18 protein-coding genes are annotated in these 16,560 nt (G+C 60.3%); all 18 read left to right on the top strand.

The window, feature by feature from the left end:
- Positions 1-184: 184 nt before the first annotated feature.
- Entirely contained in the window at positions 185-682 is a 498-nt protein-coding gene (gene iscR, locus ACEQFP_RS15355; protein WP_005295060.1) for a Fe-S cluster assembly transcriptional regulator IscR, read from the top strand.
- 69 nt (positions 683-751) lie between these two features.
- Complete coding sequence (locus tag ACEQFP_RS15350) at positions 752-1,966, top strand: IscS subfamily cysteine desulfurase (protein WP_005295063.1); 1,215 nt, start codon at positions 752-754, stop codon at positions 1,964-1,966.
- A 30-nt stretch (positions 1,967-1,996) separates the two neighbouring features.
- A complete protein-coding gene (gene iscU, locus ACEQFP_RS15345; RefSeq protein ID WP_005289576.1) occupies positions 1,997-2,383 on the top strand; it encodes a Fe-S cluster assembly scaffold IscU in 387 nt (128 codons plus the stop codon).
- A 66-nt stretch (positions 2,384-2,449) separates the two neighbouring features.
- Complete coding sequence (iscA, locus tag ACEQFP_RS15340; RefSeq protein WP_005289574.1) at positions 2,450-2,773, top strand: iron-sulfur cluster assembly protein IscA; 324 nt, start codon at positions 2,450-2,452, stop codon at positions 2,771-2,773.
- Between the two features lie 67 nt (positions 2,774-2,840).
- Positions 2,841-3,359 carry a co-chaperone HscB gene (gene hscB, locus ACEQFP_RS15335; protein ID WP_005289570.1) on the top strand — a complete coding sequence of 173 codons (519 nt, stop codon included), beginning with the start codon at positions 2,841-2,843 and terminating at the stop codon, positions 3,357-3,359.
- 30 nt (positions 3,360-3,389) lie between these two features.
- Positions 3,390-5,240, top strand: a complete 1,851-nt coding sequence (gene hscA, locus ACEQFP_RS15330) for a Fe-S protein assembly chaperone HscA (protein ID WP_005289568.1) — start codon at positions 3,390-3,392, stop codon at positions 5,238-5,240.
- Positions 5,241-5,242: 2 nt separating this feature from the next.
- Complete coding sequence (gene fdx / locus ACEQFP_RS15325) at positions 5,243-5,578, top strand: ISC system 2Fe-2S type ferredoxin (protein ID WP_005289566.1); 336 nt, start codon at positions 5,243-5,245, stop codon at positions 5,576-5,578.
- A 1-nt stretch (position 5,579) separates the two neighbouring features.
- The gene (gene iscX, locus ACEQFP_RS15320) at positions 5,580-5,780 is read left to right on the top strand and encodes a Fe-S cluster assembly protein IscX (RefSeq protein WP_005295068.1); all 201 of its coding nucleotides are present in this window, start codon (positions 5,580-5,582) and stop codon (positions 5,778-5,780) included.
- A gap of 133 nt (positions 5,781-5,913) precedes the next feature.
- Positions 5,914-7,215: an aminopeptidase PepB gene (gene pepB, locus ACEQFP_RS15315; protein WP_035600163.1), complete on the top strand. Its 1,302-nt coding sequence runs from the start codon at positions 5,914-5,916 to the stop codon at positions 7,213-7,215.
- Between the two features lie 79 nt (positions 7,216-7,294).
- Positions 7,295-8,161, top strand: coding sequence for an enhanced serine sensitivity protein SseB C-terminal domain-containing protein (locus ACEQFP_RS15310; RefSeq protein ID WP_005295072.1), 867 nt, complete (start codon positions 7,295-7,297; stop codon positions 8,159-8,161).
- A 301-nt stretch (positions 8,162-8,462) separates the two neighbouring features.
- A complete protein-coding gene (gene ndk, locus ACEQFP_RS15305) occupies positions 8,463-8,894 on the top strand; it encodes a nucleoside-diphosphate kinase (protein ID WP_005289558.1) in 432 nt (143 codons plus the stop codon).
- 250 nt (positions 8,895-9,144) lie between these two features.
- On the top strand, positions 9,145-10,317 hold the full coding sequence (locus ACEQFP_RS15300) for a bifunctional tRNA (adenosine(37)-C2)-methyltransferase TrmG/ribosomal RNA large subunit methyltransferase RlmN (protein ID WP_172953296.1): 1,173 nt from the start codon (positions 9,145-9,147) through the stop codon (positions 10,315-10,317).
- An 81-nt stretch (positions 10,318-10,398) separates the two neighbouring features.
- A complete protein-coding gene (gene pilW / locus ACEQFP_RS15295) occupies positions 10,399-11,148 on the top strand; it encodes a type IV pilus biogenesis/stability protein PilW (RefSeq protein ID WP_068871695.1) in 750 nt (249 codons plus the stop codon).
- Positions 11,138-12,187: a cytoskeleton protein RodZ gene (rodZ, locus tag ACEQFP_RS15290; RefSeq protein ID WP_005295079.1), complete on the top strand. Its 1,050-nt coding sequence runs from the start codon at positions 11,138-11,140 to the stop codon at positions 12,185-12,187. Before pilW ends, rodZ begins: the two co-directional genes overlap by 11 nt.
- A gap of 25 nt (positions 12,188-12,212) precedes the next feature.
- A complete protein-coding gene (gene ispG, locus ACEQFP_RS15285) occupies positions 12,213-13,334 on the top strand; it encodes a flavodoxin-dependent (E)-4-hydroxy-3-methylbut-2-enyl-diphosphate synthase (protein WP_005289547.1) in 1,122 nt (373 codons plus the stop codon).
- 109 nt (positions 13,335-13,443) lie between these two features.
- The gene (hisS, locus tag ACEQFP_RS15280) at positions 13,444-14,718 is read left to right on the top strand and encodes a histidine--tRNA ligase (protein ID WP_396464355.1); all 1,275 of its coding nucleotides are present in this window, start codon (positions 13,444-13,446) and stop codon (positions 14,716-14,718) included.
- Positions 14,719-14,731: 13 nt separating this feature from the next.
- Positions 14,732-15,352 carry a YfgM family protein gene (locus ACEQFP_RS15275; protein WP_005289543.1) on the top strand — a complete coding sequence of 207 codons (621 nt, stop codon included), beginning with the start codon at positions 14,732-14,734 and terminating at the stop codon, positions 15,350-15,352.
- A gap of 11 nt (positions 15,353-15,363) precedes the next feature.
- The gene (gene bamB, locus ACEQFP_RS15270; RefSeq protein ID WP_005289541.1) at positions 15,364-16,542 is read left to right on the top strand and encodes an outer membrane protein assembly factor BamB; all 1,179 of its coding nucleotides are present in this window, start codon (positions 15,364-15,366) and stop codon (positions 16,540-16,542) included.
- Positions 16,543-16,560: the final 18 nt, after the last annotated feature.

Genomic DNA, 16,560 nt, shown 5'->3' with positions numbered 1-16,560 from the left:
ATTCCGGCGACGAGTGTTCATCGCGTTATCATTCGGTTTTCACTGATAAATACTACGAGCGGTACGGTAATACCTGAGTAAAATAGTAGGATAAATAGTTGACTGAAATAGTCAGGAATGAGAGGATGAACTTGTTAAATAATCGTGCATGTTTCACTTCTTACTCCCAAAGGGACTATTAGCCATGAGACTGACATCCAAAGGGCGTTATGCCGTAACTGCCATGCTCGATGTGGCACTTCACTCTCAGGAAGGGCCGGTACCGCTGGCGGATATTTCAGAACGCCAGGGGATCTCTCTCTCATACCTGGAGCAACTGTTTTCTCGCCTGCGTAAAAACGGCTTGGTCGCCAGCGTGCGCGGTCCCGGCGGTGGTTATCTGCTGGGCAAAGACGCCGCAGACATTGCCGTTGGGGCGGTGATTACGGCCGTCGATGAGTCGGTTGACGCCACCCGTTGCCAGGGTAAGGGGGGCTGCCAAGGCGGTACGCGTTGCTTGACTCACGCCTTATGGCGCGATCTGAGCGAACGCATCAGCGGTTTTCTCAATAACATTTCACTGGCGGAGCTGGTCAATAACCAAGAGGTTTTGGTTGTGGCCGACCGGCAGGATATGGACGTTCGGCGCAACATCGTGCCATCAGGACGTCAGGACATGATTAACGTGAACCTGCGCGCCTAAGCGCAGGCACGGCGTTGAATGATCACCCGTAAACAAATCATTTTTGGAAGTGATGTACGGAGCAATAGAATGAAATTACCGATTTATATGGACTACTCCGCCACGACGCCGGCTGATCCGCGTGTGGCCGAGAAGATGATGCAGTATCTGACGCTAGACGGTACTTTCGGTAACCCGGCTTCCCGCTCTCACCGCTTTGGCTGGCAGGCTGAAGAGGCGGTAGATGTGGCGCGCAACAACATTGCCGAGCTGGTAGGTGCCGATCCGCGTGAAATCGTGTTTACCTCGGGCGCGACCGAGGCCGACAACCTGGCGATCAAAGGGGCGGCGAACTTCTATCAGAAGAAGGGCAAGCACATTATCACCAGCAAGACCGAGCATAAGGCGGTGCTGGATACCTGCCGTCAGCTGGAGCGTGAAGGCTTTGAGGTGACCTATATGGCACCACAACCCAACGGCCTGATCGATCTGAAAGAGCTGGAAGCGGCGATGCGTGATGACACCATCCTGGTCTCCATCATGCATGTCAACAACGAGATCGGCATCATTCAGGATATTGAGACCATCGGCGAGATGTGCCGCGCGCGTGGCATCATTTTCCATGTCGACGCCACGCAAAGCGTGGGCAAACTGCCGATTGATCTGAGCAAACTGAAAGTGGATCTGATGTCCTTCTCCGGTCATAAGATCTACGGCCCGAAAGGCATCGGGGCACTGTATGTGCGTCGTAAGCCGCGTGTTCGTATCGAGGCGCAGATGCATGGCGGTGGTCACGAGCGTGGCATGCGCTCCGGTACGCTGCCGGTGCATCAGATCGTCGGGATGGGGGAAGCCTATCGCATCGCCAAGGAAGAGATGCCGACGGAAGTACCGCGTCTGCGCGCCCTGCGCGATCGCCTGTGGAACGGGCTGAAGGATATCGAAGAGGTGTACCTGAACGGCTCGTTGGAGCAGGGGGCGCCGAATATCCTGAATGTCAGCTTTAACTTTGTTGAAGGGGAATCCCTGATCATGGCGCTGAAGGATCTGGCCGTCTCTTCCGGTTCGGCCTGTACCTCCGCCAGTCTGGAGCCATCCTATGTGCTGCGTGCACTGGGCCTGAACGATGAGCTGGCGCACAGCTCCATCCGCTTCTCTCTGGGGCGCTTTACCACGGAAGAAGAAGTCGACTACGCCATCGATCTGGTGCGTAACTCCATCGGCCGTCTGCGTGACCTCTCTCCTCTGTGGGAGATGCATAAGCAGGGCGTGGATCTCAGCACCATCGAATGGGCTGCCCATTAATCCTCAGGACACCATTTTAGGAGCATCGATATGGCTTACAGCGATAAAGTGATCGACCACTATGAAAACCCGCGCAACGTCGGATCCTTCGATAACAGCGATCCGAGCGTCGGCAGCGGCATGGTCGGCGCGCCGGCTTGCGGCGACGTGATGAAGTTGCAGATTAAAGTCAACAACGAGGGTATTATTGAAGACGCTCGTTTCAAGACCTATGGCTGTGGTTCCGCCATCGCCTCCAGCTCGCTGGTGACCGAATGGGTCAAGGGGAAATCCCTGGATCAGGCGGCAGAGATCAAGAACACCGATATCGCCGAGGAGTTGGCGTTGCCACCGGTGAAGATCCACTGTTCTATCCTGGCGGAAGACGCCATCAAGGCGGCGATCGCCGATTATAAGAGCAAACATAACGCGGAGTAATTGCCGCGGACTTCGGCGGCCTCTTCGGCCGCCGTCACCCTGACTATTTTTGACTGAGGTTGTTGTATGTCGATTACCATGAGCGACTCCGCTGCAAAGCGCGTACAGACATTTTTGACCAATCGCGGTAAGGGATTGGGCCTGCGTCTGGGGGTGAAGACCTCGGGCTGTTCGGGCATGGCGTATGTGCTGGAGTTTGTCGATGTCCTGAACGAGGACGATGTGGTTTTCGAAGATAAAGGGGTGAAAGTCATCGTTGACGGTAAGAGCCTGGTCTATCTGGACGGCACCGAGCTGGACTTCGTCAAAGAGGGGCTGAACGAGGGCTTTAAGTTCAACAACCCGAACGTCAAGAACGAGTGTGGTTGCGGCGAAAGTTTCAACGTCTAATCCCACGCATCGTCATCCGTCGGCGCCATACGGCGCCGCATTTCCGTTATCAGCATCAGAGTACGGCATGGACTATTTCACGCTTTTTGGGCTGCCGACACGTTATGAAGTCGACGGCAATCTGCTCGCTGCGCGTTTTCAGGAGTTGCAGCGCCAGTTTCATCCCGATCGTTTCGCCACCGCGCCCGAGCGCGAGCGTCTCCTGGCCATCCAACAGGCCGCCACCATCAACGACGGCTACCAGACCCTGAAGCATCCTCTCAAGCGCGCCGAATATCTGCTCTCGCTCCATGGTTTCGACATCAATAATGAACAGCAGACGATGCACGATACGGCCTTTCTGATGGAACAGATGGCGTTGCGCGAGGAGCTGGAGGCGTTGGCGCAGCAGGCCGACGCCGAAGCGGCATTAATGAACTTTGCCGCCAGGATCGCTAAAATGGTACAGACACGCAGCGCGCAGCTGGTCAACGATTTGGACCGCCAGGCGTGGTCATCGGCGGCCGACAGCGTACGCAAGCTGCGCTTTCTCGACAAACTTCACCAGCAGGTCGAACAGCTCGAAGAGCGACTGCTGGGGATGTAACCCTATTTTGACGGATTAACGGAAGCGAACATGGCGTTATTACAAATCAGTGAGCCGGGGCTAAGCGCCGCGCCGCATCAGCGTCGGCTGGCGGCGGGTATCGATCTGGGCACCACCAACTCTCTGGTGGCGACCGTGCGTAGCGGCCAGGCCGAAACGCTGGCCGATGAGCAGGGACGCCACCTGCTGCCCTCGGTGGTGCGCTACCAAGCGGAGGGGCTGCTGGTGGGTGCGGAGGCGCGCGCGCAGGCCGCAACGGATCCGCTCAACACCGTCAGCTCGATCAAACGCATGATGGGGCGCTCACTGGCCGACATACAGGCGCGCTATCCCCATCTACCTTACCAGATGACGGCCAGCGAGAGCGGAATGCCGCAGTTGGCTACCGCCGCAGGCAACGTCAACCCGATCCAGGTGTCTGCCGACATCCTCGCCGCGCTCTCTGCGCGGGCGCAGGCGTCGCTGGGGGGCGAGCTGGACGGGGTGGTGATCACCGTTCCAGCCTATTTCGATGACGCTCAGCGTCAGGGGACGAAAGACGCGGCGCGTCTGGCCGGGCTGCATGTCTTGCGCCTGCTCAACGAGCCGACGGCCGCCGCGATCGCCTATGGCCTGGATTCGGGCCAGGAAGGGGTGATCGCCGTCTACGATCTGGGGGGCGGGACCTTCGATATCTCCATCCTACGCCTGAGCCGTGGCGTCTTCGAGGTGCTGGCCACCGGTGGTGACTCTGCATTGGGGGGGGATGATTTTGACCACCTGTTGGCCGATTGGCTGCGTGAACAGTCCGGGATGCACGATCGCCGCGATGCCGGATTGGCACGCCGCTTCTTGGATGCCGCCGTGGCGGCCAAGATCGCCCTCAGTAGCCAGGAGCAGGTTGAGGTCTGTGTCGATGATTGGCGGGGGCAGGTAAGCCGTGCGCAGTTCGACGCGCTGATCGCTCCGCTGGTGAAGCGTACCCTGTTAGCCTGCCGTCGCGCGCTGAAGGATGCCGCCGTCGGCGTCGAAGAGGTGCTCGAGGTGGTGATGGTCGGCGGCTCGACGCGTGTGCCGCTGGTGCGCAGCCTGGTGGGGGATTTCTTCGGTCGCCCGCCGTTGACCGCCATCGATCCTGACCGGGTGGTGGCGATCGGGGCGGCGATCCAGGCCGATATTCTGGTCGGCAACAAGCCGGACGCCGAGATGCTGCTGCTGGACGTGATCCCGCTCTCTCTGGGGCTGGAAACCATGGGCGGCTTAGTCGAGAAGGTCATCCCGCGCAACACCACCATTCCGGTGGCCCGAGCACAGGAGTTCACCACCTTCAAGGATGGTCAGACGGCGATGATGATCCATGTGGTGCAGGGCGAACGTGAGCTGGTGCAAGACAACCGTTCCCTGGCGCGCTTCACCCTGCGCGGTATTCCGCCGCTGCCGGCGGGCGGCGCCCATATTCGTGTCACCTTCCAGGTCGATGCCGATGGGTTGCTCAGCGTCACTGCGATGGAGAAATCCACCGGGGTGCAGGCGGCGATCCAGGTGAAGCCCTCCTATGGGCTGAGCGAGGATGAGATTGTCGGCATGATCCAATCGTCGATGGCGAACGCCGAAGGCGATCTCAGCGCTCGCATGTTGGCGGAGCAAAAAGTCGAGGCCGCGCGCGTGCTGGAAAGCCTGCGTGGCGCGTTGCAGCAGGACAGTGCCCTGCTGAGCGCAGAGGAACTGGCGGCGATCCGCCAGGTTGAGGATGGGCTGCAAGCGGCCGCCGCCGGCGATGATACGGCGGCGATCGAAGCGGCGATCCAAGCACTGGATGCACAAACCCAAGAATTTGCCGCGCGACGCATGGATGCCTCCATCCGTCGTGCACTGGCCGGTCACTCTGTGGATGAGGTTTAAACATGCCAAAAATCGTATTTCTGCCCAATCAGGAACACTGCCCCGAGGGCGCGGTGATCGAGGCCCAGGAAGGTGAAACGATCCTTGATGCCGCGCTGCGCAACGGGATTGAAATTGAACACGCTTGCGAGAAGTCTTGCGCTTGCACCACCTGCCACTGCATCGTTCGTGAAGGCTTCGACTCCTTGGCGGAGAGCAGCGAGCTGGAGGATGACATGCTAGATAAGGCTTGGGGCTTGGAGCCGGAGAGCCGTTTAAGCTGCCAGGCTCGGGTCGCGGCAGAGGATCTGGTCGTCGAGATCCCGCGTTATACCGTCAACCATGCGCGGGAGCACTAAGGTGGGACTGAAATGGCACGATAGCCGCGCCATCGGCGAGGCATTGTATGACGCGCATCCCGACGTTTCGCCGCAGAGCGTACGTTTTACCGACCTGCACCGTTGGATCTGCGCGCTCGATGAGTTCGACGACGATCCGGCGGCCTCGAATGAAAAAATTCTGGAAGCGATCCTGCTGGTTTGGTTAGATGAGGCAGAGTGAGCAGGGCAGCCCCGCCGTCGAATCTGGCGTGTGGGCGCCGCCCGGGCAAGCCACCCGTAGGGGTGGCTTTTTACTATTGGCGCCGTGCCAGCAAGGGCTGGTGCGGGCCGTGTAAGCAAGCGGGAGAATTAGCATGACGAATGAATTGATGCCGATCCGTTTATCGCGTCAGGCCGCCGATGCACGTTGGGGCAACGATGCCTTAGTGAGCGCCGACGCCCAAGGGATGACCATCCATGCCGGAGAAGGGGTCGATATCGGGCTGATCCAGCGCGCGGCGCGTCGCCTCGATGGGCAAGGCGTGAAGCGCGTCGCCTTGGTCGGCGATGATTGGAGCCTGGCCGCCAGTTGGGCCTTCTGGCTGGGTTACCGTAACCCGAAAGGCGGCCAGCAGATCGAATGGCCGGCGTTGAGCGCCGCCGATCGCAGCGAGCTGGATCGGCGTCTGGCGAGTGTCGACTGGGTACGCGAGATCATCAATACCCCGGCGGAGGCCTTGGGGCCGTCCCAACTGGCGCAACGTGCGGTCGATCTGCTGTGCGCTCAGGCCTGCGACAGCATCCACTACCGCATCACCAAGGGGGAGGATCTGCGTGAGCAGGGTTATATGGGGCTGCACAGCGTCGGGCGTGGCTCGTCTCGCTCTCCGGCCCTGTTAGAGCTGGATTATAACCCGAGCGGTGATCCGGCGACGCCGGTGCTGGCCTGCCTGGTCGGTAAAGGTATCACCTTCGACTCCGGTGGCTATAGCTTGAAGCAGAGCGCCTACATGGATTCGATGAAGTCCGACATGGGTGGTGCGGCACTGCTGACCGGCGCGCTGGCGCTGGCCATCGCCCAGGGGCTTCAGGCGCGGGTCAAACTCTACCTGTGTTGCGCCGATAACCTGGTGAGCGGTAACGCCTTTAAGCTGGGCGACATCATCCATTACCGTAACGGTAAGCGGGTTGAGATCATGAACACCGACGCCGAAGGGCGCTTGGTGCTGGCCGATGGTTTGATCGATGCCTCGCGTCAGAATCCTCGCCTGATCATCGACTGTGCCACCCTGACCGGTGCCGCCAAGACCGCCCTCGGTGGCGACTATCACGCGTTGTTCTCCTTCGACGACGCCTTGGCGGCGGCATTGCAGGCGAGCGCGGCCCAGGAGGATGAGCCCTTCTGGCGTCTGCCGCTGGCCGAGTTCCACCGCAGCCAGTTGCCATCTTCCTTCGCCGATCTCAGCAACGTGGCCGGAGCGGCGCACTCCGCCGGTGCCAGCACGGCGGCGGCATTCCTGTCACACTTCGTCAGCGACTATCGCCACGGTTGGTTGCATATCGACTGTAGCGCCACCTACCGCAAGTCGGCGGTGGATCAGTGGGCGGCTGGCGCGACGGGTATCGGGGTGCGGACATTGGCGCGCCTGCTGCTTAATCAGGCCGCGTGCTGCTAACGTGATGCTGTTGGCCTCGCCTGCATGGCGGGGCCGTTAGCCTGAGAGAAGATGGAATCGGATAACAGGAGTGAGTACGGTGTGCGCAAGCGATAATCATCCACAGCCTGGCGAACAGCCGCACGATCATCACCATGATCATCACCATGCGACGCCGGAGGAGCGGCTCGAGGCGAGCCTGATGCAGGCGAGCCGCGATCCCGCTTACCTGGCGTTATTCTACCGCGATCTGCTGGCGGCGACGGTCTATCTACCGTTGCGTGCGGCGAGCGCAGAGGGCGAGCAGGATGAGGGGGTGGAGATCGAACACTGGGAGATGAGCGATGGAAGTAGCGTCATCCCCTTCTTCTCATCGCCTCAGCGTCTGCAACAGGCGCTGGGCGGTGAGGCGGCAGGCGCGGTGACGGCGTTGCCGGCGCGCGAGTTGTTTAGCCTGACCCGTGGCGAGCAGTTATTCCTCAACCCGAAGTGTGAACAGGGCAAGGCCTTCTATCCACAAGAGATTGCCATGCTCCTAGCGAGTGATGGCATGGCGCCGTCGCAGAGTCTGGTGATCGACGGTGGGCAGTCGATTCGTATCGGGCCGTTGGAGAGCCCGCCAGAGGCGTTGCAAGCGGGACTGGCGACGCTGTGCGGGCAACGCGAGCTGGTGCGTAGCGCTTGGTTGGTGCATTTCCAAGATCCGCAGTGTGATGAGCAGCCCGTCTTGTTGCTGGCATTGGAGTTGGAGGGCGACGACGAGGCGGCTCACCAGGTGTTGATCCACGAGGCGGGAACCCTGGTCAGTGGCTTGCTGGAGCAGGATGAGGTGGTGGATGTCTGCTGTATTCGCCGCACGCAAGCCGATCCGCTGGCTGACTATCTACGTACCCATATCACCCCCGCCTACCAACGGCGTTGGGGGGGATGGTTACGTAATGCCATTCCCATCGCGCCGAGTTGTTAAGCGCACCTCGCCTACCACCGTGTGCATCGCTGTGGTAGGCATCAAAAAATTCATATCTTTTTAACAAATTAACGCCGGGCACCATAGGCAACGCCCCGGCGCTCACCTTATAATCGACGCGCTTGGCCAGGATACCCTTTGGGGTGATATCGGGCCGGCGTTGCGCCGTCGCCGGAGGGAGCCGTAAGTAAAATCTTCCGTCTGCTCATGGCGTTAGCATGGCCGGTCGGCTTTCTTCCGGCGCCGTGGCGCCGTAGAATCCCGCGCGGATTTTGATTCAAGCAGTCTGACAGGGGTAGACATGACCTTAGAACGTACCTTTTCCATCGTAAAACCGAATGCGGTTGCCAAAAATGTGATCGGCGCCATCTATGCACGCTTTGAGGCGGCAGGGTTGTCGATCGTCGCCGCTAAGATGGTGCACCTGACGCGCGAGCAGGCGGAAGGCTTCTATGCCGAGCATCGCGAGCGTCCTTTCTTTACTGGCTTGGTCAACTTTATGACCTCTGGGCCGATCATGGTACAGGTACTGGAAGGGGAGGACGCGGTTCGGCGCAACCGTGAGATCATGGGGGCAACCAACCCGGAGAATGCCTTGGCGGGCACACTGCGTGCGGATTATGCCGATAGTCTGACGGAGAATGCGGTGCATGGCTCCGATTCGCCCGCCTCCGCCGAGCGGGAGATCGCCTACTTCTTCAGCGCCGACGAGCTCTGCCCGCGCACGCGTTGAAGCCGTAGTCTGGCGGTGAAATCCGCCCCGGATGCACGATCGCCATGGCATCGTCTGGCGAGAGTGAGTACAATATAGCGCCCCGTGTTTCTACCGGGGCGTTATTGTCTACCCGTTTTTCCATCTCGCCGCAGGCGGCGCGATGGCAATGAGCCGCAAAGTGTAACAACGAGGCCTAGCTATTTTTATGTCCAAGAATCCTTCATCGCATGCGGGCCGTGCGCCCGATGCCACTGCCGTCGAGTCTCCCTTGTCTGATATTCATCTTAACCCACTCTCTGCCGAGGGGGCGCCTTGCGCAGCCCAGCCGGCGGAAAAAATTAACCTGCTTGATCTGAACCGTAAGCAGATGCGTGAATTCTTCGCCGCGATGGGCGAAAAACCGTTCCGTGCCGATCAGATCATGAAGTGGATCTATCATTATTGCTGCGACGACTTCGATGCGATGACCGATATCAACAAGGTGCTGCGCGCCAAGTTGAAACAGGTGGCGGAGATCCGGGCGCCGGAAGTGGCGGTGGAGCAGCGCTCCTCCGATGGCACCATCAAGTGGGCTCTCCAGGTCGGTGACCAGCGAGTCGAGACGGTCTACATTCCGGAAGACGATCGGGCCACCCTGTGCGTCTCGTCCCAGGTGGGCTGCGCGCTGGAGTGCAAATTCTGTTCGACGGCTCAGCAGGGCTTTAACCGTAACCTACGGGTGTCGGAAATCATCGGTCAGGTCTGGCGCGCGGCCAAGATCATCGGCGCTCAGAAGGTCACCGGCAACCGTCCGATCACCAACGTGGTGATGATGGGGATGGGTGAGCCGTTGCTCAATATGACCAACGTGATCCCGGCGATGGAGATCATGCTGGATGACTTTGGTTTCGGCCTCTCCAAGCGGCGTGTCACTCTCTCCACCTCAGGGGTGGTGCCGGCGCTGGATAAGCTGGGCGACATGATCGACGTGGCGTTGGCGATCTCGCTGCATGCCCCGAACGACGCGATCCGCGACCAGATCGTGCCGATCAACCGTAAGTACAACATCGAAACCTTCCTGGCGTCGGTGCGTCGTTACCTAGAGAAATCCAATGCCAATCAGGGGCGGGTGACGGTCGAGTATGTGATGCTGGACCATGTCAACGATGGGACGGAGCACGCCCACCAACTGGCGGAATGCCTGAAGGATACCCCATGTAAGATCAACCTGATCCCATGGAACCCCTTCCCGGGCGCGCCCTTTGGCCGCAGCTCCAACAGCCGGATCGACCGTTTTTCTAAGGTGTTGATGGAGTATGGCTTTACCGTCATCGTGCGTAAGACGCGTGGTGATGACATCGACGCGGCCTGCGGTCAGTTGGCCGGCGAGGTCATCGACCGAACCAAACGGACCCTGAAGAAGCAGGCGGCCGGGGAACCTATCAACGTGCGCGAAGTCTGATGTAACAGGGCGCCCGTCGCTGATTGGCGGCGCGCGCCTCACATCGAGGCTTGCTCGCATGCGAGAGTGCGGGAGCAAGGGATGAGAACGATAAGGGCGGTGATGAGTTGGGGGTTGGCCGTCGTGCTGGCCGGGTGTGCTGAACGGTCAGTCGAGACCTCACCGGATCGCGCGGCGGCGTTACCGCTTCCGCAGCAGGTGTTTACGGCGTTGGCACGCGGCGATCTGCCGCAGGCACAACAGGCGCTCTCACAACTCTCGGCCTCCGCGCCTGATGACTATCGTACCTTGCTGCTGACGGCGATGTATCAGCAACAGCGCGGCCAGCTGCAAACGGCCGCGCAAGGCTATCGTCAGGCACTGGCGGCGGCGCCGGACAGCGCCACCGTGATGAATAATTACGGTGCGTTTCTCTGCACTTTAGGGCAGTATGTAGCGGCGCAACAACAGTTTAACGCGGCGGCCTCCCGCTCCGATGAGGGATGGGTTGCCGGCGCATTTTTCAGCGCAGGAAGCTGCTTCTTGCATGCCGCCCGTCCCGATGAGGCGCGTAGACTTTTCATCCGTGCGTTGAAGGCGGATCCGCAGCAGGGCGCGCACCTGCTGGCGGTGGCCTCGCAAGCGCTACAACAGGGTAAGCGCACGGAAGCACGACTGATGTTGGATGTTTACAATCATATTTTACCGGCTAGCGCCGATAGTTTATGGTTACAAATCCGTTTCGCTGCGTTAGATGGGCGCCAGACGAACCTTGAACGTTATGGCAAACAACTGGCGCGAAATTTTCCACAATCCCAACAGTACCAGCAGTTCCTAGCGAATGAATACTGAAGCCTCCCAAGATCAAGCAGCACCGATGAGCACTGGCGAGCGTCTGCGCCAGGGCCGTGAACGTTTAGGGCTTACCCAGCAGCAGGTGGCAGAACGCCTGTGTCTGAAGCTCTCGACAATACGAGATATCGAAGAAGACAAGGCCCCCGATGGCTTAGTGTCAACCTTCGTCCGTGGCTATATCCGCGCCTATGCCAAGCTGGTACAGATCCCCGAGCAGGAGATCGCACCGCTGCTGGCCAAGCAGGCACCGGTCCGGGCGGTAAAAATGGCACCGATGCAAAGCTTTTCGCTGGGCAAGCGGCGTAAGAAACGCGAAGGCTGGTTGATGACCTTCACCTGGCTGGTGATCTTTGTGGTAATTGGCATCACCGGGTCATGGTGGTGGCAGAACCATAAGGCTCAGCAGCAGGATATCGTCGAGATGGCCGATGAGTCCTCGGCGCAGCTGGCGAAACAGCAGCAGGCTCAGCCCGTCGACTTGTCCGCCTCCGCGGCGTCGGCGGCGGATGACGCGGCGGCCAGCACGGCATCCTCCTCCCAGCCTGCGACCCCTAGCGCCCCGACCAGCAGCGATAGCGCGGCCCCGGCGGCGCAGGGTGAGAGCACCCCTCCGGCCGTCAACGCCGCCAACGGGAGCGCGCAAGCGACTCCGGCACCGAGCGCGACGACGGCACCCGGCGCGGTAGTGGCGCCGAGCCAAGCCGATGTCACGCCGTTATCTACGGCGTTGCCGACGGCGGCGGCTAGCGTTGCGGCAGGGAGCGAGGCGGCGAGCACACAGCCTCTGGTCATGCACTTTAACGACAAGTGCTGGCTGGAAGTGCGTGATGCCAGCGGTAAGATCCTGTTCAGCGGCTTGCAACCGGCAGGGGCGAAGCTCGAACTTTCCGGTAAGGCGCCTTACCGTCTGAAGATCGGCGCGCCAGCGGCGGTGCAGATCCAGTATCTGGGCAAGCCGGTCGATCTGAGTCGTTTTATCAAGTCAAGCCAGGTTGCCCGTTTGACGTTAGACGCACAACCTGCGGCGGCTAACTGAGTTACGGCAAGGGCGGAGAGAAGTCATGCATAACGCATCCCCCATCAAGCGCCGTAAATCGACGCGTATCAATGTCGGCAGTGTGCCGATCGGTGACGGCGCTCCGATTGCCGTCCAGTCTATGACCAACACCCGTACCACCGATGTGGCGGCGACGGTGGCCCAGATCCGCGCCTTGGAGCGGGTCGGGGTCGATATCGTGCGGGTCTCGGTGCCGACCATGGAGGCGGCCGAGGCCTTTAAGCTGATTAAGCAGCAGGCCCAGGTGCCGCTGGTGGCGGATATCCACTTCGACTACCGCATCGCCTTGAAGGTGGCGGAGTACGGCGTGGACTGCCTGCGCATTAACCCCGGCAACATCGGCAACGAGAGTCGCATCCGTTCGGTGGTCGACTGCGCGCGTGAGCGCGGTATTCCCATCCGTATCGGGGTGAACGCCGGCTCGCTGGAGAAGGATATCCAGGAGAAGTATGGCGAACCGACGCCGCAGGCGTTGCTGGAGTCGGCCATGCGTCATGTCGACATTCTGGATCGGCTCAATTTCGATCAGTTCAAGGTCAGCGTGAAGGCCTCTGACGTCTTCTTGGCGGTCGGGGCGTATCGCCTATTGGCGGAGCGTATCGATCAACCGCTGCACCTGGGGATCACCGAGGCGGGCGGCGCCCGTAGTGGCTCCGTCAAGTCGGCGATCGGGCTGGGCATGCTGTTGGCGGAAGGGATCGGCGATACCTTGCGTGTGTCGCTGGCCGCCGATCCGGTGGAAGAGGTCAAGGTCGGGTTCGACATCCTCAAGTCGCTGCGTATCCGTTCTCGCGGCATCAACTTCATCGCCTGCCCGACCTGTTCGCGTCAGGAGTTTGACGTGATCGGCACGGTGAATGCGTTGGAGCAGCGTCTGGAAGATATCGTCACGCCGATGGATGTCTCCATCATTGGCTGTGTGGTTAACGGCCCGGGCGAGGCGTTGGTCTCGACGCTGGGGGTGACCGGCGGCCATAATAAGAGCGGGTTTTACGAAGATGGCGTGCGTCAGAAAGAGCGTTTCGACAACAGCGCCATCATCGATCAGTTGGAGGCGAAGATCCGCGCCAAGGCGGCGCAGTTGGATGAGAAGATGCGAATCGGCATCACCCAACTGGACGCCTAATGACATGCACGGCGCCGCGTCGGCGGCGCCGTAGTCTGCCCGCGTTGAAGAGGGACTAGCGTTGCCTCTATAATCGGGCCAGTTTTTGCAAATTACATAGAGAGTTGACGTGGCTAAGAATATCCAGGCCATTCGTGGCATGAACGACTATCTGCCGGCAGACACGGCGCTGTGGCAGCCGATCGAGGCGGCGCTCAAGCAGGTGCTGGCCAGCTACGGCTACAGCGAGATCCGTTTGCCGATTGTAGAGCAGACCCCGTTATTCAAACGCGCCATCGGCGAAGTGACCGATGTGGTTGAGAAAGAAATGTATACCTTCGAAGACCGCAATGGCGACAGCCTGACGCTGCGTCCAGAAGGGACCGCGGGTTGCGTGCGCGCCGGGATCGAGCATGGTCTGCTGTACAATCAGGAGCAGCGTCTGTGGTACATCGGGCCGATGTTCCGTCATGAGCGTCCGCAGAAGGGGCGCTATCGCCAGTTCCATCAGTTGGGTGCCGAGGTGTTTGGCCTCGCTGGTCCAGACATCGATGCCGAAATCATCATGATGACCGCTCGCTGGTGGAAAGTGTTGGGCATCGCCGAGCACGTGGCGTTGGAACTGAACTCTATCGGCTCGCTGGAGGCGCGCGCTAACTATCGCGATGCGCTGGTCGCTTATCTGGAGCAGTATAAAGATCAGCTGGACGAAGACTGCAAACGTCGCATGTACAGCAACCCGCTGCGTGTGCTGGATTCGAAGAATCCCGCCGTGCAGGCGCTGTTGAACGATGCCCCGCGTCTGTCAGATTATCTGGACGAGGAGTCTCGCACCCACTTCGCCGGGCTATGCCGCCTGCTGGACGACGCCGGTATTGCCTACACGGTGAATGAACGCCTGGTGCGTGGCTTGGACTACTATAACCGTACCGTATTCGAGTGGGTGACGAACAGCCTGGGCGCCCAGGGCACCGTTTGTGCCGGTGGCCGTTACGATGGTCTGGTGGCGCAATTGGGCGGCCACGCCACACCGGCGGTCGGCTTCGCCATGGGGCTGGAGCGTCTGGTGCTGCTGGTACAAGCGGTTAACCCGGACTTCCTGCCGCAGCGTACGGTCGATGTCTACCTGATCGCCGTCGGCGAGGGGACCCAGAGCGCGGCGATGCGCCTGGCCGAGCAGCTGCGTGATGCGCTGCCGCAGATGCGTCTGATGACTAACTACGGCGGCGGTAACTTTAAGAAGCAGTTCGCTCGTGCCGACAAGTGGGGCGCCCGTATCGCCCTGGTGCTGGGAGAGAGCGAAGTGCAGAGCGGTCAGGTGAATGTGAAGTGCCTGGCAAGCGGCGAACAGCAGAGCGTGGCGCAGGATCAGGCCGCGGCGTTGTTGGCGACCATGTTGGGCTAAGGAGTAAGAAACCGTGGAAGTCTATAGCACAGAGAACGAACAGGTTGATGCCATCCGCCATTTCTTGCAAGAGTATGGTAAAACGCTGGTGGTCGGGGTGGTGATCGGCGTCGGCGCACTGTTTGGCTGGCGTTATTGGGCCAACCATCAACAGGCCGGCATGGCGCAGGCTTCCCAAACTTACCAGCAGGCCAGTGAGGCGCTGAGCGGCGGCAAGCAGGATGGGGTCGCGCTCAGCGAGGCCTTCATCAAAGAGAACGCCAATAACTATGGTGTCTTGGCCGCGCTTCAGCTGGCGCAACACGAGGTCGATAAGGCCGAGTTTAGCAAGGCGCAGAGCCAGTTAGCCTGGGCGGCAGGACAGGCAAAGGATGAAAACCTGAAGGCGCTGAGCGATCTGCGTCTGGCGCGGGTACAACTACAGGATAACCAACTGGATGCCGCGCTGAAGACCCTGGATGGCGTCACCGCCAAAGGGTGGCAGGCGTTGGCTCAGGATGTGCGCGGTGATGTGTTGCTGAAGAAGGGTGACGCCAAGGGCGCGCGCGAGGCCTACAGCAAAGGGCTGGCAGAGGGGGCCTCTCAGTCATTGCAGGCGCTACTGCGAATGAAACTGAATAATTTATCCAGTTAAGGGGATAATCGATGCAATTGCGTAAAACGCTCCTGGTCGGCTTACTGTCAGCAACCATGCTGAGCGGGTGCTCCTGGTTTAGCGGCGAGACGGATACGGTGGTGATGGCGCCGTTGCCGCAGGTTGAAAACCAGTTTACTCCACAGACGGTCTGGAGCCGCTCGGTGGGTAACGGTGTCGGTGATTTTTACTCCCACCTGCGTCCGGCGTATCAAGATAATCATATCTATGCCGCCGATCGTCAGGGGCTGGTGATGGCGATGAACGCCGAAAATGGCGACAAGCTGTGGTCGGTGAATCTGGGTGAGAAGGACGGCTGGTTCTCACGTAGCGACGCGTTGCTCTCCGGCGGGCTGACCGTTGCCGGTAGTAAGCTGTATGTCGGCTCCGAGCACGCGCTGGTGTATGCGCTGAATAGCGACGATGGCAGCGTGGCCTGGAAGACGACGGTGGCCGGTGAGGCCATCTCCCGTCCGGTGGTCAGCGATGGTTTGGTGCTGATCCACACCAGCAATGGTATGTTGCAGGCGTTGGATGAGAACGACGGCGCGATCAAGTGGACCGTGAGCCTGGATATGCCGTCGCTGACGCTGCGTGGCGAGTCGGCACCTGCCGTCGCCTATGGCGCGGCGATCGTCGGTGGCGATAACGGCCGCGTCAGTGCGGTATTGCTGCAACAAGGGCAGATGATTTGGCAGCAGCGGGTGGCGCAGCCGACCGGTGCGACTGAGATCGATCGCCTGAACGACATCGACATGACGCCGGTGGTGGTTGATGGGGTGGTTTACGCCCTGGGCTACAACGGCAGCCTGTCGGCGCTGGATCTGCGCTCTGGCCAGATCGTCTGGAAGCGCGACATGGGCGGGGTGAATAACATCATCGTCGATGGCGGGCGCATCTATCTGGTGGATCAGGATGGCCGCGTTGCCGCCCTGGGTATCAACGGCGGTGTGGTGCTGTGGAAGAACAGCGAGCTGTTGCACCGTGGCGTGACGGCGCCGGTACTGTATCGCGGCTACCTGGTGGTCGGCGATGCGGAAGGGTACCTGTACTGGATCAACCCGGACGATGGACGCCTGGTGGTGGAGCAGAAACTGGATAGTTCGGGTCTGCTCAGCGCTGGTCAGGTCGCGGGGGATAACCTGATTATTCAGGCGCGTGGTGGTGACGTTTACGCCATTTCCCGTTGATTTATAAAATGATATAGG

Origin of the sequence: Edwardsiella sp. A.80236 (genome assembly GCF_044540725.1) — a bacterium.
Lineage (GTDB): Bacteria > Pseudomonadota > Gammaproteobacteria > Enterobacterales > Enterobacteriaceae > Edwardsiella > Edwardsiella tarda.
The sequence above is the reverse complement of the archived record's forward strand: the minus strand, read 5'-3'. Positions and strand labels throughout refer to the sequence as shown.

Excerpts from the sequence above, each read along its gene's own strand:
- hscB (WP_005289570.1), top strand. The coding sequence starts at position 2,841 with ATGGACTATTTCACGCTTTTTGGGCTGCCGACACGTTATGAAGTCGAC.
- iscU (WP_005289576.1), top strand. The coding sequence starts at position 1,997 with ATGGCTTACAGCGATAAAGTGATCGACCACTATGAAAACCCGCGCAAC.
- pepB (WP_035600163.1), top strand. The coding sequence starts at position 5,914 with ATGACGAATGAATTGATGCCGATCCGTTTATCGCGTCAGGCCGCCGAT.
- hscA (WP_005289568.1), top strand. The coding sequence starts at position 3,390 with ATGGCGTTATTACAAATCAGTGAGCCGGGGCTAAGCGCCGCGCCGCAT.
- iscR (WP_005295060.1), top strand. The coding sequence starts at position 185 with ATGAGACTGACATCCAAAGGGCGTTATGCCGTAACTGCCATGCTCGAT.
- ispG (WP_005289547.1), top strand. The coding sequence starts at position 12,213 with ATGCATAACGCATCCCCCATCAAGCGCCGTAAATCGACGCGTATCAAT.
- rodZ (WP_005295079.1), top strand. The coding sequence starts at position 11,138 with ATGAATACTGAAGCCTCCCAAGATCAAGCAGCACCGATGAGCACTGGC.
- iscA (WP_005289574.1), top strand. The coding sequence starts at position 2,450 with ATGTCGATTACCATGAGCGACTCCGCTGCAAAGCGCGTACAGACATTT.
- bamB (WP_005289541.1), top strand. The coding sequence starts at position 15,364 with ATGCAATTGCGTAAAACGCTCCTGGTCGGCTTACTGTCAGCAACCATG.
- fdx (WP_005289566.1), top strand. The coding sequence starts at position 5,243 with ATGCCAAAAATCGTATTTCTGCCCAATCAGGAACACTGCCCCGAGGGC.
- pilW (WP_068871695.1), top strand. The coding sequence starts at position 10,399 with ATGAGAACGATAAGGGCGGTGATGAGTTGGGGGTTGGCCGTCGTGCTG.
- ACEQFP_RS15350 (WP_005295063.1), top strand. The coding sequence starts at position 752 with ATGAAATTACCGATTTATATGGACTACTCCGCCACGACGCCGGCTGAT.
- ndk (WP_005289558.1), top strand. The coding sequence starts at position 8,463 with ATGACCTTAGAACGTACCTTTTCCATCGTAAAACCGAATGCGGTTGCC.